This window comes from Clostridium beijerinckii (assembly GCF_008705175.1).
Lineage (GTDB): Bacteria > Bacillota > Clostridia > Clostridiales > Clostridiaceae > Clostridium > Clostridium beijerinckii.
Window position 1 is genome coordinate 833,503 of sequence record NZ_CP043998.1, and the last position, 20,105, is coordinate 853,607.

At 30.3% G+C, this 20,105-nt stretch carries 17 protein-coding genes; 11 read left to right on the top strand and 6 right to left on the bottom strand.

All coding sequences use genetic code 11. The features are described 5' to 3' along the window. Positions 1-11 precede the first annotated feature (11 nt). Both F3K33_RS03920 and F3K33_RS03925 read left to right on the top strand, forming a co-directional pair. Complete coding sequence (locus F3K33_RS03920) at positions 12-923, top strand: PTS system mannose/fructose/sorbose family transporter subunit IID (protein ID WP_011968058.1); 912 nt, start codon at positions 12-14, stop codon at positions 921-923. Between the two features lie 153 nt (positions 924-1,076). Further along, positions 1,077-1,454: a DUF956 family protein gene (locus F3K33_RS03925; RefSeq protein ID WP_023975728.1), complete on the top strand. Its 378-nt coding sequence runs from the start codon at positions 1,077-1,079 to the stop codon at positions 1,452-1,454. A gap of 210 nt (positions 1,455-1,664) precedes the next feature. Here F3K33_RS03925 and F3K33_RS03930 read toward each other — a convergent pair whose 3' ends face one another. Beyond that, positions 1,665-2,456 carry a nitroreductase family protein gene (locus tag F3K33_RS03930; RefSeq protein ID WP_023975727.1) on the bottom strand — a complete coding sequence of 264 codons (792 nt, stop codon included), beginning with the start codon at positions 2,454-2,456 and terminating at the stop codon, positions 1,665-1,667. A 584-nt stretch (positions 2,457-3,040) separates the two neighbouring features. Beyond that, positions 3,041-4,282, bottom strand: coding sequence for an MFS transporter (locus F3K33_RS03935; RefSeq protein WP_039773173.1), 1,242 nt, complete (start codon positions 4,280-4,282; stop codon positions 3,041-3,043). A gap of 222 nt (positions 4,283-4,504) precedes the next feature. Here F3K33_RS03935 and F3K33_RS03940 point away from each other — a divergent pair, with 222 nt between their 5' ends. Then, entirely contained in the window at positions 4,505-5,323 is an 819-nt protein-coding gene (locus tag F3K33_RS03940; protein ID WP_039773171.1) for a helix-turn-helix domain-containing protein, read from the top strand. A gap of 211 nt (positions 5,324-5,534) precedes the next feature. Next, complete coding sequence (locus F3K33_RS03945) at positions 5,535-6,422, top strand: bifunctional helix-turn-helix transcriptional regulator/GNAT family N-acetyltransferase (protein ID WP_039773169.1); 888 nt, start codon at positions 5,535-5,537, stop codon at positions 6,420-6,422. A gap of 131 nt (positions 6,423-6,553) precedes the next feature. Here the strand turns inward: F3K33_RS03945 and F3K33_RS03950 are convergent, their stop codons facing one another. Both F3K33_RS03950 and F3K33_RS03955 read right to left on the bottom strand, forming a co-directional pair. After that, complete coding sequence (locus tag F3K33_RS03950; RefSeq protein WP_111944671.1) at positions 6,554-7,468, bottom strand: IS3 family transposase; 915 nt, start codon at positions 7,466-7,468, stop codon at positions 6,554-6,556. Beyond that, positions 7,441-8,121 carry a helix-turn-helix domain-containing protein gene (locus F3K33_RS03955; RefSeq protein ID WP_011968065.1) on the bottom strand — a complete coding sequence of 227 codons (681 nt, stop codon included), beginning with the start codon at positions 8,119-8,121 and terminating at the stop codon, positions 7,441-7,443. Before F3K33_RS03955 ends, F3K33_RS03950 begins: the two co-directional genes overlap by 28 nt. Positions 8,122-8,346: 225 nt before the next feature. Here F3K33_RS03955 and F3K33_RS03960 point away from each other — a divergent pair, with 225 nt between their 5' ends. Then, positions 8,347-9,129 (top strand): putative phage replisome organizer, encoded by a 783-nt coding sequence (locus F3K33_RS03960; protein WP_039772558.1) that lies wholly within the window; start codon positions 8,347-8,349, stop codon positions 9,127-9,129. Positions 9,130-9,234: 105 nt separating this feature from the next. Here the strand turns inward: F3K33_RS03960 and F3K33_RS03965 are convergent, their stop codons facing one another. Continuing rightward, positions 9,235-10,107, bottom strand: coding sequence for a LysR family transcriptional regulator (locus tag F3K33_RS03965; protein ID WP_039772559.1), 873 nt, complete (start codon positions 10,105-10,107; stop codon positions 9,235-9,237). 184 nt (positions 10,108-10,291) lie between these two features. Here F3K33_RS03965 and F3K33_RS03970 point away from each other — a divergent pair, with 184 nt between their 5' ends. From F3K33_RS03970 to F3K33_RS03985, 4 genes are all read left to right on the top strand, one after another. Further along, the gene (locus F3K33_RS03970; protein WP_039772560.1) at positions 10,292-11,743 is read left to right on the top strand and encodes an MFS transporter; all 1,452 of its coding nucleotides are present in this window, start codon (positions 10,292-10,294) and stop codon (positions 11,741-11,743) included. A 153-nt stretch (positions 11,744-11,896) separates the two neighbouring features. Further along, positions 11,897-12,481 carry a nitroreductase family protein gene (locus tag F3K33_RS03975; RefSeq protein ID WP_023976558.1) on the top strand — a complete coding sequence of 195 codons (585 nt, stop codon included), beginning with the start codon at positions 11,897-11,899 and terminating at the stop codon, positions 12,479-12,481. A 265-nt stretch (positions 12,482-12,746) separates the two neighbouring features. Continuing rightward, positions 12,747-13,523, top strand: a complete 777-nt coding sequence (locus tag F3K33_RS03980; RefSeq protein WP_026015679.1) for a class I SAM-dependent methyltransferase — start codon at positions 12,747-12,749, stop codon at positions 13,521-13,523. Positions 13,524-13,828: 305 nt separating this feature from the next. Continuing rightward, positions 13,829-15,310 carry an aldehyde dehydrogenase family protein gene (locus F3K33_RS03985; RefSeq protein ID WP_039772599.1) on the top strand — a complete coding sequence of 494 codons (1,482 nt, stop codon included), beginning with the start codon at positions 13,829-13,831 and terminating at the stop codon, positions 15,308-15,310. Between the two features lie 187 nt (positions 15,311-15,497). Here F3K33_RS03985 and F3K33_RS03990 read toward each other — a convergent pair whose 3' ends face one another. Beyond that, positions 15,498-16,940 carry a DUF4317 domain-containing protein gene (locus F3K33_RS03990; RefSeq protein WP_023976563.1) on the bottom strand — a complete coding sequence of 481 codons (1,443 nt, stop codon included), beginning with the start codon at positions 16,938-16,940 and terminating at the stop codon, positions 15,498-15,500. Positions 16,941-17,390: 450 nt separating this feature from the next. Here F3K33_RS03990 and F3K33_RS03995 point away from each other — a divergent pair, with 450 nt between their 5' ends. Together F3K33_RS03995 and F3K33_RS04000 are read left to right on the top strand one after the other, a co-directional pair. Beyond that, positions 17,391-18,416 (top strand): LacI family DNA-binding transcriptional regulator, encoded by a 1,026-nt coding sequence (locus F3K33_RS03995; protein WP_011968076.1) that lies wholly within the window; start codon positions 17,391-17,393, stop codon positions 18,414-18,416. Positions 18,417-18,792: 376 nt separating this feature from the next. Further along, positions 18,793-20,043 carry an ABC transporter substrate-binding protein gene (locus F3K33_RS04000; RefSeq protein WP_039772562.1) on the top strand — a complete coding sequence of 417 codons (1,251 nt, stop codon included), beginning with the start codon at positions 18,793-18,795 and terminating at the stop codon, positions 20,041-20,043. Positions 20,044-20,105: the final 62 nt, after the last annotated feature.

A 20,105-nucleotide genomic window follows, 5' to 3' on the forward strand; every position in this document is an offset into this window, starting at 1 on the left:
AGGAAACGAAAATGTCAAAAGAATTAAAATTAACAAAAAGAGACCGTATTTCTGTTTGGTTCCGTTCATTTTTCCTTCAAGGTTCTTGGAACTATGAAAGAATGCAAAATGGTGGTTGGGCATTTGCAATGATTCCAGCAATCAGAAAATTATATAAGACTAAAGAAGAGAGAGCTGCAGCATTAGAACGTCACTTAGAGTTCTTTAACACTCACCCATATGTAGCTTCACCAGTTGTTGGTGTAACATTAGCTTTAGAAGAAGAACGTGCAAATGGTGCACCAATCGACGATGTAACTATTCAAGGTGTTAAGATTGGTATGATGGGACCTTTAGCAGGTATCGGAGATCCAGTTTTCTGGTTCACTGTAAGACCAATTTTAGGAGCATTAGCTGCTTCACTTGCTCTAGGTGGTAACATCCTTGGACCAATTATCTTCTTCTTCGCTTGGAATATCATCCGTATGGCATTTATGTGGTATACACAAGAGTTTGGTTACAAAGCAGGATCTCGTATTAGTGAAGATTTATCAGGTAATATGCTACAAGATATTACAAAAGGAGCATCTATCCTTGGTATGTTCATCTTAGGATCGTTAGTTAACAGATGGGTATCTGTTAAATTTGCACCAGTAGTATCATCTGTTAAATTAAGTGATGGTGCATTTATTGATTGGAGCAAACTTCCTGCTGGAGCAGAAGGTGTTAAGCAAGCTCTATTACAACAAGCATCAGGTATGTCATTAACTGATACTAAGATTACAACATTACAAAATAACCTAGATTCATTAATCCCTGGATTTGTAGGATTATTAATTACACTTCTTTGTATGTGGTTACTTAAGAGGAAGGTATCTCCAATTCTTATAATTCTTGGATTGTTCATAATTGGTATTGTTTTCCACTTGATCGGTTTAATGTAGTACTTTTTTACTTAGCCTAGGCTTTTTAGCCTGGGCTTTTGTTAACAATATTAATCGTGTTACTTTTAATAGACTTTGGAATAATTGATAAAAACATGTAAAGAATATATAATAAAAATAAATGTGTATATAAGTAGAAAAGAGGTAGATAGGATGGTTGAGTCACTCAATACAAAGGTTGATCTAGCAATTGATGGAACATCTTTTGCTGGCGTTGCAGATTACGGCAAGATTATGATAGGTGACAAAGGTTTTGAGTTCTATAATTCTCGTGATTATCGTAAATTTATTCAAATTCCTTGGGAAGAAGTTGACTATGTGATTGCATCTGTATTATTTAAAGGAAAATGGATTCCACGATATGCAATTCGAACGAAGAAAAATGGAACATATACTTTTTCTTCTAAAGAAGCAAAGAAAGTGCTTCGTACTGTTCGAAATTATGTTGATCCAAATCATATGGTTTATTCATTAAGTTTTGTTGATGTAGTGAAAAGAGCACTGAAATCTACATTTAAGAAGAAGAGCTGATCGACTAAAGAAGTCATCATGTTTATAAAGTAAAACTTTTCAGATAGAGCTTTATATTCACAGTTGAATTTAGTTGAACTTATGCAACAAAGAGTATTTTGTCTTGCATTTTTCTTTCTACCATGAAACCCACTAAAATAGATAGTAGATTTTAGTGGGTTGTTTTAATGTAAAATATTCAAATATTTATCTTGATTTTATAGAGCAATGCTAATTTACAAAAGTAAACTCTAATGGATCTTTATCAACTAATCTTGGATAAGTATATTTAGGATATCCCACCATAATAGCACCAGTGATTTTCTTATCTTCAGGGATGTTAAATAATTTAAGTAATGGAGAATTATCTTTCATAGCAATTCTTTCAAACATCCCAGCCCAACATGATCCTAAGCCTAGTGTTGGCGCATATAGCTCCAAATATGTTAATGAAAGAATTGAATTTTCTCTTCCTCGTGGAAAGTTTGAATTAGCAGTTGCTAGGATAAGGCTGGATGCTCCACGCAAAATTGTATCAATTCCTTTTTCACGGTATGGCTTTGTGAATTCACTCGATACATTATCCTTTTCAAATTCTTCGATGACAATTTTAACAGCTTTATCAAGTATCTTTCTATCATCAATGATAGTATAAGATATTCCTTGAAGATTATGTCCACTAGGAGCAAAATGTGCAATATTCACAAGATCTATTAATTTTTCTCTTGGCACAGGAGTTTCTTTATATGAGCGGATTGAACGCCTTGAACGAAGAAAGTTTTCTGCTTCCTCAGGACTTAGTTTTGGAAATTTTTTTGAGCTGGTTTGATTGGTTAATGGTGTTTTTATATTATCAATTGCTTCCCTTGGGCATATAGCTACACAATGACCACAGGAAATACACTCTTCACCGCAAATTTCTTTAGGTCCATTTTCACTAAGTTCTAATACACGTTCTGGGCACTCATTTACGCACAAACCACATTTAATACATTTATCTTGATTTACAGTTATCAAATTCATTTTTATCTTCTCCTTTACTTTAAACATATTCCTTTAAGTAATAAGATTTATTTAATAGTATTATCGTATTAAAGATATATATAGATTTCCAATTTAAGAATTCAATTTATTAGATGAACATATTTATAAAGCTTCTAAAATTTTAAGTTTATATCTTCACTAGAAATCATAAATATATTTGTGGAGAAAACATTTGAAAATGAGCTGTTAAAGGTTCTTAGCTGTAGGTTGTTCCACTTTAGCTTGTCAAACTGAAAGTTGGAGCATGCTAAAGTGGATACAACCTGCTGATTAGAACCTTCAGCGATATTTTCATAGCTTTTCGGAATCAAAATATTTATGATTTCGGTAAGCATCACACAAGTCTAAATTTAAAGTTGGATATCTATAATATGCTTAACAATATAAAATTAATGAAAGTAAATTCTTTTTAATTCATTATACAATTAAAGAATTCTTTTAAATAGATGATAAATTATCATAGGATAAATAATCACAGCAGTATTATCATTATTAGCAGTAAATAATTTTTTGGGAATATGAGCTTGTTATTTTTTTGATTATGTCTTAAAGTATTTCACAAATTACTGACGAGTTGGTTGATTTCCATGGGTAAATGCACTTGAGGATTTAGTATTATTTTCTCTATTTAAGAGACCATTAGTGATTAAATAATAAACACATGCTATCAAAAGTGCACTGCAACTTGCAATTGTGATTCCAATAACACCAAATGAATGATATACAGAGGTACTTATCCACGATCCAAGGGACCCACCTAAGTAATACCCAACCATGTAAAGTGAATTTAATCTGCTATGATTTTGGAGACTAAGCTTATAAATCCTTCCTTGATTTAGAGACATATTCATTCTTGAACCAACATCTAAAGTAAAGGTTACGAGAATTATAATTATAAGTTTGGACCAGCCTACACCTAAGATTAAAAAAGAAACAAACATTATAGCTAAAGCAAAAAGGTTCCATAAGCTTACTTTTTTACTATTTGTAAGTTTTCCCGAAAATCCAGCGGCTAACGCACCTGCTATACCTAAAAAGCCAAAGAGTCCAACTATTGCACTTCCATAACTATAAGGAGAACCTTCTAAAATAAAGGATAATGAAACCCAAAAAATATTAAAGGCACAAAAGGCAGCAGCACCAAAAACTATTGTTTCTCTTAATACTTTTTCTTTTTTTAATAATGGAGGTAAAGATAGTATGATATTTTTATATGAACTTTCCTTTTTTACATTATCATTTGGGAGAGAATAAAATAAGTATACTGCAAAAATTAATAAAACTATTGCTGCAAATTCATGAACTCCTCTCCAGCCAATTAGTTGGCCTAGAACTCCACCTAGAACTCTACCGAGTAAAACTCCAAGAAATACTCCGGTTAATAAGTGACCAACAATTATACCACGTTTTTCTGACGAAATATTTGAAGAAACAAATGGGATTATAAGCTGTGCTGAAACACTTGAAATCCCCATAAAAAAGCCTATAATTACTATTAAATTAAAGGTAGAGACTAAAGTCATTAAATATAATAATATAGCTGAACAAATAATACTTAAAATGATTAATAGTTTTCTACTATACCTGTCTCCTAGTGGAACAATGAACAACAATCCCATTGTATAGCCTATCTGTATAGCTGTTACAAGCTTACCAGATGATGAAGCAGGTATAAAAAAATCATTGGAAATATTGGTCAATAAAACTTGATCGTAGTACAAATTAGCTACTATAATTGCACAAATAATTGATAAAATTAATAATAGTTTGTTTGAAAAATTTTTGTTTTTTAAAGCTCTATTCATTTTCACATCTTCCTCTCTATAGCTTATGAAGATAGTGTATAATGAAAGTATTATTTTAAATAGAACCTAAGTTATCATATGATTAATAATACTATGTTTGGCAGACCTTAATCATAATTCTAAAAGTATTGCAAGAATTTTAGTTGCGATTGTGAAATGTGCATTGTGAATTACAACATATATAATAATAAAGTTTATATGAATAGAGATGGGGAGGTAATAATGATATCTAAAAACAAAGAACTTGGATTATTTTTAAAAAAGAAAAGATCCACATTAAGACCAGAACAATTTGGACTCAAATTTGATAAAAAAAGAAGGGTGAAAGGATTAAAGAGAGAGGAAGTCGCTGATTTAGCCGGAGTAAGTATTGACTGGTATGTGCGTATTGAACAAGGACAAGATGTTAATCCATCAATAGATGTGTTACTTTCCTTGAGTAGGGTTTTGCAATTAAATAATGAAGAAAAAAGATATTTATTTAATTTATCAGATAAGAAATTACCTGTAGAAGACTTTGCAGCTGTTGCTATTTCTAATACATTACAAAAATTCTTAGACAATCAAAATCCAAGTATAGCTTATGTTACTGATAGTAAATTAACAATGATTGGATGGAATATGGCGGCACTAAAAGTTTATGGTAATTATGAAGAAATGGATGAAAAAGAAAGAAACTCAGTTTGGAGAGCTTTTAATGATGATTATCTAAAAGAACTGTTAGATAATTGGGAAGGGCATTCTAAATTACGTGTTGAACAATTGAGAGCAAATTACGGTTATTATGAGAATGATAATACAATAAATGCAATTATAAATGAATTAAATGAAAAAGATCTTCTATTTAATAAATGGTGGAATAATCAAGGTATTATGGGAACACCAGAAGGTCAAAAACTTTTACATCATCCTTTAGTAGGGGATTTATACCTAAGTTATATTTCATTTAGGTCCACAGAAATAGATGGAGCAAGTATCACCATTCAAATGCCTATAGATGATGAAACAAAGAATAAATTAAAGCAGCTTATCTTAGAATAAATAATATTCATCATTAAGCTTATTGCTCTTAATGGAATCATAATTATGCCATATTTTTAGCATAAGAATTCAGAATAATGTAGCACGTTATTTCTTTCCTGTAATAGTCATAAAAGCTCTGTAAATTATAAATTGATTTATGAAGTCAACTTGTAATAAAAACGAAAGTGAGTTATAATTGTTGATAATATCAATTAATTTGGAGGCGAATATGAGAAACGAAGAGATAATTAGAAAAGAGGTAAGATTAATTGTGAGAGAATTAGGGCTGCTTAATCACAATTGCCTAAATTCTGAATTAACACTGGCTCAAGCTCATATATTAAATTACATAAAACAAAATGGAAAAACTCCTTTTAATGAATTGCTAATAAATTTAGGTATTGATAAGGCTTCGTTAAGCAGGATACTTAATAATTTGGAGGCTAAAAATTATTTGGAGCTGAAGAAATCTGAAGCTGATAAAAGAATGAAAGATATTTGTATTCTTCCATTAGGTATTGAGGCTATAAATAGTGGAGACCATGAAGCAAATAAATTTATTAATGAAATTTTAAATTTAGGGGATAGTGAAGATACAGAAAATATTGTGGGAGCATTTAGATTATTTCGCGTTCTTGCATTAAAAAACAATCTCAAGAAGAATGATTCTAGAATATTAATAGAAAGAATTTCTGAAAATTATATAAAAGAAGCAATTGAATTAGCAACAGAGGTTTTTACTAATGAGCAAAGCATTCCAGCAGAATTGGTTCCAGTGAGTGAAAATTTAAAACCAATTTGGTGGTGCGCAAGAGTAGGAGAAGATATTATTGGAGTAGTATCAGCATGGAAAGAAAAGGATAAATGGCATTGGGGAAGATTTGCTGTTGATAAAAGATTAAGAGGCATGGGAATTGGTCAGAAGCTTGCTATAGCTTCATTAAAAGAAATTTTTAATTCTTATACTGACGAAATTTACATTGAAGCAAGAGATGCAACTCTAAATATGTTAATGAAATTTGAATGCAAAGTAATTGGAGAGGCAGAAGATTTTTATGGTGAACCTGTAACTCCAATAATATTAAGTAAAAGTAATTTTATTAAGAGATGTAAATAGAGAAAAGAATCAATTTAATTAGTAGCAAAAGATTATTTTAAAGGTAATATTATTAACTATATCATAAAAGAACACGAAAATCTGAAATTTGAACTGCCCCCTGTCAAGTAGACAGATGAAAAAACAAAAAATTATGAAACCAAGGTCTGATTTCGATATTCAATTGGAGTCAGACCTTTTAAGTTTTTCTGTAGTCTTTTTGTATTATAGAAAACTATGTATTCATCAATTGCTTGTCTCAATTCTTCATATGTATAAAATTTTTGCAAATAGTACATCTCACATTTTAGAGTTCCCCAAAAACCTTCCATTGGTCCGTTGTCGATACATCTGCTGACACGTGACATGCTTTGAGTTGCTTTGATTTTATCAAGTTTAGCTTTGAAAGTCCTATTAGTATACTGAAATCCTCTGTCACTATGAAACAGTGGCTTTGCAGTCGGATTAGCACTTACTGCTAAATCAAATGTATCAAAAACAAGCTGATTGTTATTTGAGTGACCAACAACATAAGAAACAATGCTCTTATCAGCTAAATCAAATATTGCGCTAAGGTAAGCCTTTTTACCATTAAGTAGTTTAAATTCAGTAACATCTGTTAACCATTTTTCATTTGGTTTCTTTGCATAAAATTCTCTATTTAATTTGTTTTCTGCTGTAATTTGTGGAGTACTTTGAATATAATGCTTTCTCTTTTTTCTTATAACTGATCTCATGTTAATAGATTTCATTAATCTATAAATTCGTTTATGATTATACTGTTTATCCAGGAGTCTATTTATATTCATTGTTATCCGACGGTATCCATAGATACCATTTACATCTTCATAAAGCTTAACAATCTCTTTTAGTATTATTGAATTTTCCTTATCTAATTCAGTCTCTGAACGGTTAATCCATTTGTAGTAAGATGATCGTGCAATCCCAGCTAAATTGCATAGATCAGCTATTGGATAGCCATTTTTTTCATGTAATTCTTTTATAGAAATATATTTATATTCTTGGAGTCTTTTAGTGCTTATCGCCTTCTTTCTACTTCTTTCAATTTTTTTAAGAAATCAATCTCCATCTTTAAACGTCTATTTTCTGCTTCAATAAGTTTTAATTGTGCGGATAATTTATCAGACTCAGTAATCTCATCAGTATCTTTACGCTTACCGCGACGGTCTATTAGCTCTTCATATCCATTAGCTTTGTATTTTCTTACCCAGGTATAAACTTGTTGATAAGAAACATTAAATTTATCAGCAGTAGCTTGATAATCATCATTATTCGAAATGCAGAATGCAACAATCTCAATTCTTTCTTCATAAGTAGTCTTTCTTCCATTAGTCATAATTCTATCCCCTTGCTTATTATGAGATTTAATTGTTTTATGACCATTATACTTCTTAATCCAATCGCTGAGAACACGAGGAGATGAAATTTCATATGTGCAGCATATATTTCTTAAAGAGCCTTTTCCAGCTAGATAATCTTTAACTGCATTAAGTTTAAGCGAATCGCAATAATATTTGTTTTTTGTAGAAACTATTAAATTTGCTTCACCAACATCATTATATATTTTCAACCAGTCATAAAATGTGGCACTATGAATTCCCATCTCATCGCATATCTGTATAACTGCTTTTTCTCCTGATAGGTATTCTTTAATTCCTTTCAATTTCTCTTCCAGAGAACATTTCGTTTTTCTTGACATTAAAATACCCCCTTTATAGAAACAGTTTTATTATTTTAACTGTTTACTATAAAGGGAGCATATCAAATTTAGATTTTCGTGTTTTTTTAGTTATTTCTAAGGTTATTTTAGTTTTCAAAAAGTTTTAGAAAAAAATTTATAAATATTCTGTTATTTTATGAATTGAGACATATATCTTAATTGAAAAGAATAGAAAAATAAAAATTTTTAGGAGGAGCAATTAAGATGAAAGAGAGAAGATATGTAAGATTTAGAGTTGATATGTATGATGATACAAAATTTAAAATAATAGATAGAATGCCAGAAAGAGATGTTATTTATTATATCTGGACTAGAATTGTAATTTTAGCTGGGAGAGTTAATCTAGATGGCAACTTATATATGTCAAAAAACATTCCATATACATTGAAGACTTTAGCTATAGAATTTAATAGGGATGAAAGTCAAGTGAAACTGGCATTAGATATATTTATAGATTTAGAAATGGTTGAAGTTGTTGAAGAAAATGTTTATAAAGTAAAGAATTTTGCAAAGCATCAAAATATCAAAGCAAAGGTAAAAGATATCACTGAGAATAAAGAAAAAATGGGTAAAAAGGATAGTAAGTTAAAAAGCGAAGAGACTAAAAGTGTTGAAAATATCTATGATGAAAAACATGATGTTGAAGAAGAGATTGGCAATGAAATTATTGAAAAGCAACAGCAGAAAGACAACAATATGTGTAATATGGAGAATGCAATTGATACTAAGAATAATATAGAAATTAAAAATGAAGGAATCAGCGATAATAAGAACATAATAAGCACGGGGAAAATTAATGGTGTACCGAAAGGCAATATACCTGTACCTTTAGTGATGAATAAAAATAAGAAGCCGAAGAAAGATATAAAGAAAAATACGGATATTGAGGTTACTGATGATGAAGATGATGATGAATTCGGTTTTTATGAAGGAGATAGAAAGCCTTTAGGTAAAGGCGAAAGTGTATTTAGTGAGTTTTCTTTTTAGCTCAAAAAGAAAAATACGACTTAATATTTGATTTACGTGCAAGGGTGAGATTCATAACTATTCCCCACGAAATTCTGATTTTTCATGGGGGATTTAGCTAATATTTTAAGTTCTTTTATATGGTGTATTTAGCTCAGTCATTTCAATGAATTTTGAAAGTGAGTTAGTCATTAAAGAATCTTTACGCCTTATAAAAAATGTTTTTGTAGTATTATATTTATCGGGCACTGAGAATGATTTTAGAAGTCCTTTCTCTTCATAATCTTCAATAGTGGACTTTGGTACAAATGATGCACCAAGATCAGCAATAACGCCTTCAATGATAGAAGTTAAATTATTAAATTCCATATATCGAATATTATGAATGCTTTTGGATTTGAGCCAGTTTTCAAGTTGTGTTCTATTAGGACATCCTACTGTACTCATCAAAAATGGTTTTGAATATAGATCTTCTATATTATCATATTTAGGACTTGATATTAGAACTAAGGTTTCTTCGACTACAAGTTCACTTACTATATTCTCATCACTAAAGGACTGAGCTTTGACAAAAGCACCATCTAACTGGAAATGTTTTATTTTATAAATAAGTTCATCTGATTGACTTGTTATAAGAGATAGATCAACTTTAGGGTAAGCTTTATGATACTGAGATAAGATTTCAGGAAGACGTATTGCAGATACTGTGTGAACAGCACCAATTGATAAACTTCCTGAAGGATCGCAACAATCATTTAAGGCTTTATCGGCTTCGTCTAGTAAGTAAATGATTTTTTCGGCATAAGCTAGTAATTTCTCACCTGTAGGAGTTAAAATCATACCTCGCTGTCTATAAAAGAGTTGTGTATTTAAATCGGATTCTAATTGCTGAATTCTAGCTGTAACATTAGATTGAACATATCCCAGAGCTTGCGCAGCCTTTGTTATGCTGCCTGCTTGGGCAACAGCTCTGAAAATTCTTAATTCACTACTTTCCATTTTATCACTCCAATATATAAATCACTAAAAGTGAATCTTGATATCTTATATAATCATTTTACATGATATATAATCTCTTGTAAACTATGTATAGAAAACAAAATTAAATGGCTTCGATGGGATCAATCATATAAGGGGTTATCTACACTCGAAAATTTATTCCATTTATAAATAAGGAGATTATATGACAAATTCTAAATCACACAAATGGAGCATTCTACTTGTTGTTACATTAGTTTCATTTATTACAAATTTAGATTCTACTATTGTAATAATAGGTTTGCCTAATATGATGGAAGGATTAAATATTTCAGTAACTACTGGATTGTGGATAATTACTGGTTACATTATTGCAAGTACAGTTTTAATATTGCCTGCTGGAAAATGGGCAGATACAGTTGGAACAAAGCGTATTTTCATGTTAGGACTTATAATTTTTGCAGTTGGTACAATACTTTGTGGAATTGCAGACTCAGGATTGACTTTAAATTTATATAGGTTAATTCAAGGAGGTGGAGCAGCATTGGCTATGGCAACTGCAACTCCAACTATAATTAAGACTTTTCATAGTAATGAGCTTGGGCTAGCCTTGAGCATTAATGCTACTTCATGGGTTATTGGAGCAATAATTGGACCAGTAGCTGGTGGTGCTTTAATTAGCAGCTTTGGTTGGAGATCAATATTCTTTATTACAGTGCCTTTTGTACTTCTTTGCATAATTGGAGCATTTTTAGTAATGGAAGAGACTAAACCTAATATTAATCAAAAAAATGACTGGATTGGGATATTAACATTTAGCTTAGGTTTAATATTAACGATGATAGTACTTTCAGAAGGACAATCATTAGGATGGGTATCATATGAAACTTTAGGGCTATGTATAGTTACAATTTTATTATGGCTTGCATTTATAATCACAGAATTACGCGTAGAAAATCCATTATTTAATTTCAAGCTGCTCTTGTACAGAAATTATTCAATTGGACTTATAATTACATTATTTTATTGTATTGCATATTTTTCATTACCTTTATTGTTGAGTATATATTTGCAAAGTGCATTAAATTTAAGTCCAACTATGTCAGGGCTATTAATGATTTCACTATCTGTACCACAGCTTATATTAGGTCCATTTGCAGGTAAACTTGTAGATAATATCGGATCATTAAAGACTCTTACATTTGGAATTGTATTTCTTATTATAGGGATATTCTTTCTTGGAAATCTTGGGGGAGAGCTATCAGTTAAAGCTATAGTTACACCACTAATATTATTATCAATAGCAAATGGCTTAGCTTGGCCGTCGTTAGCGAAAACTGTATTGTCAGCAGTGCCTAAAGAACAATCTGGTTCAGCATCAGGGATGCATTATACTATAATGAATGTTGGTAAAGCCTTAAGTCAGACATTAGCCATATTAACAATAGAAGTTATTATACCTGCGGATGTAGTCTCTAAGGCAATTATAGGTTTAGGAAGCTTTTCTAATGTAAATATGAGTGGAAATTTAGTTAAGTCTATAGATTCCAGTTTCAGATTTTTTACAATTTTCTTTGTAGTTGCACTAGGGTTAAGTTTATTTCTTTTATACTCTAAAAAGAGAGAGAATATTAAAGAAAGAGTTGATATGGCATAGGTTATGGCACATTATTTATTAATTTATATCTTTAGATATCATTAAATAGGTAAAGAAAAGTGATTGCAAGGTTTTAATCACTTTTCTAATATCCAAGATTAGCATTTTATTTGAATTAGACTTAGAATATAATTATTAAAAAGGAGGATTAATATGGAAAATGTAATTGAAAATATAAAATCAAGAAGAAGTATAAGAAAATACAAAGAGGAACAAATAAAAGATGAGGAACTATTTACAATTTTAGATTCAGCAAAACATGCACCAAGTGGAGGTAACTCTCAAACATGGCAATTTACTGTAGTCCAAAATAAAGAAATTCTTTTAGAGTTAAATGGATATATTAAAGAAGCTTTTGAAAAGCTTGAAGTTGATGAAAATACCTATAAAAGTAAAAAAGCAGGTAAAGTTGCATCGAAGAAAGATGACTACAATTTTTATTACAACGCTCCAACATTGATTATAGTATCGAATGAGTCTAACTATAGTAATGCAATGGCAGATAGTGCTTGTGCTATAGAAAATATGCTTTTAGCAGCAAATTACTTGGAACTTGGAGCATGTTGGATAAATCAATTAACATGGTTTGACAATGATGAAAATGTAAGAAAGTTACTTACACGCTTAGGAATTTCAGAAAAACATAAGGTTTGCGGGTCTATTTGTATTGGCTATATAGATGGTATTAAACCAGAGAAAAAAATATTGAAGGAAAATACAGTGACAATTATAAGATAATAGGGAATTATATTTATATTGACTTATAAAATATTATTTTTCTAATAGATATGTATCTGTAAAGAGAGTATTTCTATTTCATCATAAACCCGCAAGAATCTGGGAATTAGGTTCTTGGGGGCATTTTTATTTGTAGATATTTAAAGAATAAATCTATATTTTTAATAGTTGCAATATATAGTATAATAGTTGTTAGAAATCAGGAAAGAAATTAATATTTATATTTAATAATTTCTAATAAATGATAGGTGAGGAACGTAAAGAGATGACAATGGAATTAGAGAAATACTATAATAAATTTTGTGAAGATAAAAGATTAACTAGAAAATATGCACAAGTTGAGTTTTTAACTTCTATGAAATATATTCATGAGTATCTAGAAAAGAATAATGGTTCCAAAATTTTAGATGTTGGTGCTGGAACAGGAAGATACTCTGTGGAGCTAGCAAATGATGGGTATGATGTTACAGCAATTGAGCTTGTAAAGCATAATCTAGGTATTTTGAAATCAAAAGGAAGTTCAGTAAAAGCATATCAAGGGACAGCATTAGATTTATCAAGATTTGAAGAAAATACATTTGATATGACATTGGTATTTGGACCGATGTATCACTTATACAATTTTCAGGATAAAGCAAAAGCCTTACAAGAGGCGAAGAGAGTAACAAAAATTGGAGGAGTTATCTTAGTAGCTTATTGCATGAATGAATATAGCGTAATAACATATGGTTTTAAGGAAAATAATATTCGTTCATCTATTGAAAATGGAAAGCTTACTGATGATTTTCATGTTATATCTGAACCAAAAGATTTATATGATTATGTAAGGATTGAAGATATCAATAAGTTAAATGAAGAAGTAAGACTAAAAAGGATAAAATTAATCTCAGCAGATGGGCCAGCGAATTACATGAGATCTGTTTTAAATGCTATGGATGAAGAGACATTTAAGCTTTTTATTAACTATCATTTTTCTACATGTGAAAGACCAGAGTTGCTTGGAGCAAGTGCACATACATTAGACATTTTAATAAAGGAATAGGAAAAGAGAGTAAGAGAGCTAAATTTTAATTATTAATAAGAAATAAATATAGCACCTTTTTCAAATATGAAAGGTATAATATAAAATAAATTCTTAACAAAGTGTTTGTTTTATATTATACTTTTTTGTCTTTAAATAAAAAAATTTTATAATATTATACAGGAACACCATGTGATTTCAATATTTACCAATAATTATATGGATAATTATTATTGTTAAATAATTATTTTATATTGAATACAATTAATTTAGTGCTATAATAAAATCATAAAAGATCGATTATATGAGGAAAAAAGGTGTTTATTATGAATGTTAAATTAGAAAATAGATATAGATTATTTATCAATGGAGAATGGAGAGATGCTTCAGATGGAGCTACAATAAAGACTTATAATCCAGCTAATGGGGAATTTTTAGCTGAGATTGCAGATGCTACAGAAAAAGATGTAGATGATGCTGTTAATTCTGCAAGACAAGCCTTTGCTACATGGGGCAAAACTACTGTTGTAGAAAGAGCAAATATATTAAATAAAATTGCTGATATTATTGAAGAAAACGCAGAATACTTAGCTACAGTAGAAACTTTAGATAATGGAAAACCAATTAGAGAGACAACAGGAGCAGATATTCCATTAGCAGCAGATCACTTTAGATATTTTGCAGGTGTTATTCGTGCTGATGAGGGTTCTGCAACAATGATAGATGAAAATACTTTAAATTTAATATTAAGTGAGCCAATTGGTGTTGTAGGGCAAATAGTTCCTTGGAATTTTCCATTCTTAATGGCGGCTTGGAAGTTAGCTCCAGTGTTAGCAGCTGGGGATGTTTCAGTATTTAAACCATCAAGTACTACTTCATTGAGCGTATTAGAGCTTATGAAACTAATACAAAATATTGTTCCTAGTGGTGTAATTAATGTTATTACAGGAAAAGGATCAAAGAGCGGTGAATATCTGCAAAATCATGAAGGACTTGATAAATTAGCATTTACAGGATCTACAGAAGTTGGAAGACAAATTGGACTTGCTGCGGCTAAACGTATTATTCCTGCAACTTTAGAGCTTGGAGGAAAGTCAGCTAATATTTTCTTTAGTGATGCAAATATGAACATTGCATTAGAAGGTATTCAATTGGGAATTTTATTTAACCAAGGACAAGTTTGTTCTGCAGGTTCTAGAATATTTGTACAAGAAGATTTTTATGATGAATTTATGGAAAAAGCAATTGCTGCTTTTGAAAAAGTTAAAGTTGGAAACCCATTAGATCCTAATACTCAAATGGGAGCGCAAGTTAGTGAATCTCAACTTAAAAAAATTCTTAAATATATAGAAATAGGTAAAAAAGAAGGAGCAAAAGTAGCGACAGGAGGGGAAAGATTCATTGAGGGTGATGCTAAGAATGGATACTTTATGAAACCTACTTTACTTACAGATGTTACTAATGATATGAGAATAGCTAGAGAAGAAATATTTGGGCCAGTTGGAGTTGTAATTAAATTTAAGACAGAAGAAGAAGTCATTGCTATGGCAAATGATAGTGAATATGGCTTAGGTGGTGGAGTATTTACTACTAACTTAAATCGTGCTATAAGAGTTGCTAAAGGAATAAGGACTGGACGTATATGGGTTAACACTTATAATACTTTCCCAGCAGGTGCAACATTTGGTGGATACAAAGAATCTGGTATAGGCAGGGAAACTCACAAAGTTATATTAGAAGCGTATACTCAAAAGAAAAATATCATAGTTAATTTATCAGAAACTCCTGGTGGAATGTATATAAAGTAATGAATATTGAATCATATTATATGTATTAGAATCAAGCCTCTATATTTTAGGTTTAATCAGGTATATAACTTCCCGAATTTTAAATATAAACTCATTACTGAATTATATATAGATTATAATAGCCATAAAGACCCTTAATCAGGATCTTTATGGCTATTTAAATGAGAAAAGTATTATTTGCAGTAAGTTAAAGCAAAGCATTAACGCCATTTACTTTAGCTTGTTCATCATCATCTATAGGAATTATAATACATTTCTTTCCGTCTATTATTTGTGATTTTATTTGAGATACTTTTTGAGGTTTTACATTAAGTACAATATCATAATTTGGAGCATCGCTAATCTCAGTTTCTATTTCAGTGTTTTCAGTATTATTTGCATCAGATGCTGTTTCTGAATCAAGATTTTCATCTAAATTAGAGTCAGAAGCCACTTCTAAGATGGTATCAGATTCTGTCTTTAAAGCAGAATTAGGCTCTGACTCTAAGATCTTATTCAAAGCTGATTCAGTTTCTGATTCTAAAGCAGCTTCTTTTTCTGAATCTGATAAAGCATCCAGTTTTGTCTTTTCAAGTCTTTCTTCTAGTATGCGTACTTTCTTCTCAAGTTTTTCTTCCTTTTTCCTTTGTTCATTTGCTGCAAGTGCTTTTTTATCAATTAAATTTTCTGCTACAGGCGGAGTATCTCCAAATGCTTCTGTATATGATTTTTCAATCTTTGCAGTGATCTCTTCAGGAACTCCACTTTCGATTAAAATATCTTGAATATTATCATTACTCAAAACTATAGGTTCAGCATTTTTGCCGTTAACAGTAGTATGATCATCTACTATAGTATTGAGAGTTTCTTGAATTTCCATAAATAAATGCTCTGATTTTTCATCATCACTTCCAACAGCTTTACGAATTATATTTTGGAATGTTTCTTTTTGCTCAGTAGCTGTTTGTTTTGAACTACAACCTAAAGCTTCCTCCATAAATTCGGGATGAGGATCTTTTGCATCTTTTGTGTAATACATAATAGAATGAATATCAGTACTACGATCTATAAATGCTGGAAATACAAATCCAAGGTCTGGTGGACCAACTACCCAATCTCTAATACGAGCTCCAATTCGATTTTCATCTTCAAGATATCCAAGAGCTGGTTTTGAAAGCGATACTGGACAGATTGCACATAATATATATTCATATACCTCTTCAGATTCATCTAATTTTGAGTTATCCGTAGTTTTTGTCATAACATCATAGGCATCGTGAAAAACGAGTATTAGAAAGTTACCAGTATATTCATAACTATTTATAATCATTTTATAAAAGCTATCGAGCATAGAATCATCTTTTAATTTACTTTTTTTTAGCTCCATTAAGGAAAGCTGTCTGCCACCTATGCCTTCTTCATCAAGAGGAAAGTTAAGTTCAAGGATGTTATTTCCAACTGTTCCAGATAGTGTTTTCTTGGCAATTTCTAAATATTTAAAGAATTCTTCCTCTCTTAGATTTAAAAAAGTTTCTTTAAATTTTAATACAATATCTTTTTGACCATCTACATAACAACCACACATTTTAGTAAATGTACAGTCATCTTTTTTTAAACGTCTTTTTAATTCTAATATATCTTTTTTGTTCATAAATCTCCCTCTCATTTCGCCGAGTTTTTATTAGATACATGAAATAACATGTCCAAATTTGCTGTGAATATTTTATACTTGGACTCTAAAACATTCTCTTTAGAAACTCGTAATTTCTTATAGATTTTGTATTTTAAGAGTCTGGACTCTATATAAAATAGACTGGCTATTGACTGCTATTTTGAATACGCTTTAGCACATGCCAAAAATACTTCACATAATATAGTATAGTGTTGAATGGATAGCTCTGCAAGATATTAAGTGAAGTTTAAAGCCATATTTTGTAAGAAGATTTAAGCATTTATATTTGAGTAAACGTATAATATAAACATAGCTAATTTTATATAGGAATTAAAAATATAAAAAATATTATGCGAATATATAGACAATTAAAACCAATTATGATAAGATTTAATTACTTAAACGTTTACTGAAAAAGAGGAATATGTTATGAATAGTAATATTAAAAGACCCACAATTAAAGATGTCGCTAAGAAATCCAATGTTTCTGTTGCCACAGTTTCTAGGATAATAAATAATCTAGATGGTTATTCAGAAGAGACTAGAAAAAAAGTAATTGAAGCTATGGATGAACTTGGTTATCAAAGAAATGCAATTGCGAGAAATCTCAAGGTTAAAGAAACACGAACTATTGGAGTGTTACGTCCTAAGATAAGCACTACATATTATGTAGAAATTTTAAATGGAATAGAAGATTTTGCGCAGCGCAATAATTACAGCGTTATAATCTGTAATGGTGGAGATAAGTGGGAGCGAATGTCAGAATATCTTCAGGTATTATCTGAAAGACAGGTAGATGGATTAATTGTTTGCAGCATACCTCCAGATGATACTTTATGCAAAAGAATAATAGACTCACATATTCCAACAGTTCTTGTTTCAGGATTATCGTACAAGTATTCATTGCCTTATGTTAAGGTTGATGATTATCAGGCTGCTTATTCAGCAACATCATATTTAATTGAAAATGGCCATAAAGAGATAGCAATTATATCTGGACCGACTGAAGACCCTATAGCAGGAGTGCCACGTTTAAATGGATTTTTGCAAGCATTAAGAGATAATAACATATCCATAAAGAAAAATCTTATTAAAGAAAAAGGGTTTGGATTTATAGATGGGGTTGAAGGAATGAATGAACTTCTAGAGACAGGTGAGAAATTTACAGCTGTTTTTGCGGCATCTGATGATTGTGCTGTTGGAGCATTATCAGTAGCACATAAGAATGGTTTAAAAGTACCAGATGATCTATCTATAGTAGGTTATGATAACACAAATATAGCTGAGATGTCATATCCACCTTTAACAACAGTAGCACAACCTTTATATGATATGGGGAAAAAGTCTGTTGAAATGTTAATAAAAAGAATATCCTACAACGAAAAAGTTGAAAGCATAATAATGCCATTTGAAATTATAGAAAGAGAAACAGTTAAAAAAATTAAAGATATATAGACTGCACTAATAAATCTACATTTAAAGTTATAAGATATTAAGTACTCAGTTATGATTTAAATGTAGAAAATTAATAGTAATATATAAATTATTATAGGAATATAAGATTTCAATGATTATTTATAGAATAGTATGAAGCTATATTACAAGTTTCTATATACAATTCTAAGTTTAAAACTTTGTAATATAATTTCATATAAGATTTGAGAAAGATATTACGTAAATTTTTATAGTTTACGTAAACGATTAAGTATTAAGGAATAGAAAAAGATATTAAAATGTACTTTTTAAGGCTGATGTGCCTAAAATAGTATAGTTAATATAATATTAAATCTACGTAATCGTATACTGAAATTACAAAGTAGGGGGAAGAGAAATGAATAAAAAATTAAAATTACTAATGTCAATTACTATTAGTGCAGTAATTGGAACTTCATTATTAGCAGGATGTGGTTCTAAGGGAGGTAGCACAGAAAATGGAAAAGTAAAATTAGAGTTATTTTCAACTAAGGCAGAAAATAAAACAATATTACAATCATTAGCAAATGAATTTCAAGAAAAGAATCCTGATATTGAAATTTCAATTAATTCACCTGCAAATGCTGGTACTGTTTTAAAAACAAGACTTGCTAAAAATGATATGCCTGATCTAGTAGCTTTAGGTGCTGATGTAAACTATGGTGCACTAGTAGATGCAAATGCTCTCGTTGATCTTACTAATGATGGCATTATTGAAAACATACAAAAACCATATTTAGATATGCTTCATGGCATAGCAAGTAATGATAACGGAAAGATATATGGAGTTCCATATGCTACTAATGCCGATGGCGTTTTATACAATAAATATATATTTTCAAAGCTAGGATTGCAAATTCCTAAAACTTGGGATGAATTTATGGCTGTATCGAAAAAAATTAAAGATGCAGGTCAATTACCACTTTATTTGACACTTAAAGATGCATGGACTGGAATGTGTTTCTGGAATGTTATAGCTAGTGACTTGGAGCCTAGTAATTTCTTAGCTGATAAAAAAGCAGGAAAAACAACTTTTGAAGCTACACATGGAGAAATAGTGGACAAGATGGAGACTATAGGAACTCTTGGGCAAGAAGATATTTTAGGAGTATCATACAATGATGGTAATGCAGCCTTTGCACAAGGTAAATCAGCAATGTATTTACAAGGTAACTGGGCTATTAGTGAAATAAAAAAAGCAAATCCTAATATAAATATAGGCATGTTCCCATTACCTGCAAGTAATGATCCATCTAAAAATAATATAGTATCTGGTATAGATGTGTTATTTGGAATAACAAGTAAGTCAAAACACTCTGATGAAGCAAAAAAATTCATAGAATTTATGACTCAAAAGGAGAATGCTCAAAAATATATAAAAGATCAATTCGCATTTTCTGCAGTTAAAGATGTGACACAAGATGATCAAAGTGTAACAGATGTACAAGAAAGCTTTAAAAATGGAAAAATTGGTGTTTTCCCTGATCACTACTATCCAAGCTCATTTGATGCAGCAAGTTTAGTTCAAGGGTTCTATAGTAAAAAAGATAAGGCAGAATTCTTAAAACAACTTGATACTGAATACGATAAAGCCAGTAGCAAACAATAAATAAGAGAAAATAAAAGTCATAAGGATGTCCTAAAAGATGGCCGTAGCTTGATATTTATTAA

Bases quoted from the DNA above. Each gene is read 5' to 3' on its own strand.
- F3K33_RS03995 (WP_011968076.1), top strand. From the start codon at position 17,391: ATGAATAGTAATATTAAAAGACCCACAATTAAAGATGTCGCTAAGAAA.
- F3K33_RS03935 (WP_039773173.1), bottom strand. From the start codon at position 4,282: ATGAATAGAGCTTTAAAAAACAAAAATTTTTCAAACAAACTATTATTA.
- F3K33_RS03955 (WP_011968065.1), bottom strand. From the start codon at position 8,121: ATGTCAAGAAAAACGAAATGTTCTCTGGAAGAGAAATTGAAAGGAATT.
- F3K33_RS03990 (WP_023976563.1), bottom strand. From the start codon at position 16,940: ATGAACAAAAAAGATATATTAGAATTAAAAAGACGTTTAAAAAAAGAT.
- F3K33_RS03965 (WP_039772559.1), bottom strand. From the start codon at position 10,107: ATGGAAAGTAGTGAATTAAGAATTTTCAGAGCTGTTGCCCAAGCAGGC.
- F3K33_RS03980 (WP_026015679.1), top strand. From the start codon at position 12,747: ATGACAATGGAATTAGAGAAATACTATAATAAATTTTGTGAAGATAAA.
- F3K33_RS03975 (WP_023976558.1), top strand. From the start codon at position 11,897: ATGGAAAATGTAATTGAAAATATAAAATCAAGAAGAAGTATAAGAAAA.
- F3K33_RS03930 (WP_023975727.1), bottom strand. From the start codon at position 2,456: ATGAATTTGATAACTGTAAATCAAGATAAATGTATTAAATGTGGTTTG.
- F3K33_RS03945 (WP_039773169.1), top strand. From the start codon at position 5,535: ATGAGAAACGAAGAGATAATTAGAAAAGAGGTAAGATTAATTGTGAGA.
- F3K33_RS03920 (WP_011968058.1), top strand. From the start codon at position 12: ATGTCAAAAGAATTAAAATTAACAAAAAGAGACCGTATTTCTGTTTGG.
- F3K33_RS03985 (WP_039772599.1), top strand. From the start codon at position 13,829: ATGAATGTTAAATTAGAAAATAGATATAGATTATTTATCAATGGAGAA.
- F3K33_RS03960 (WP_039772558.1), top strand. From the start codon at position 8,347: ATGAAAGAGAGAAGATATGTAAGATTTAGAGTTGATATGTATGATGAT.
- F3K33_RS03925 (WP_023975728.1), top strand. From the start codon at position 1,077: ATGGTTGAGTCACTCAATACAAAGGTTGATCTAGCAATTGATGGAACA.
- F3K33_RS03940 (WP_039773171.1), top strand. From the start codon at position 4,505: ATGATATCTAAAAACAAAGAACTTGGATTATTTTTAAAAAAGAAAAGA.
- F3K33_RS03970 (WP_039772560.1), top strand. From the start codon at position 10,292: ATGACAAATTCTAAATCACACAAATGGAGCATTCTACTTGTTGTTACA.
- F3K33_RS04000 (WP_039772562.1), top strand. From the start codon at position 18,793: ATGAATAAAAAATTAAAATTACTAATGTCAATTACTATTAGTGCAGTA.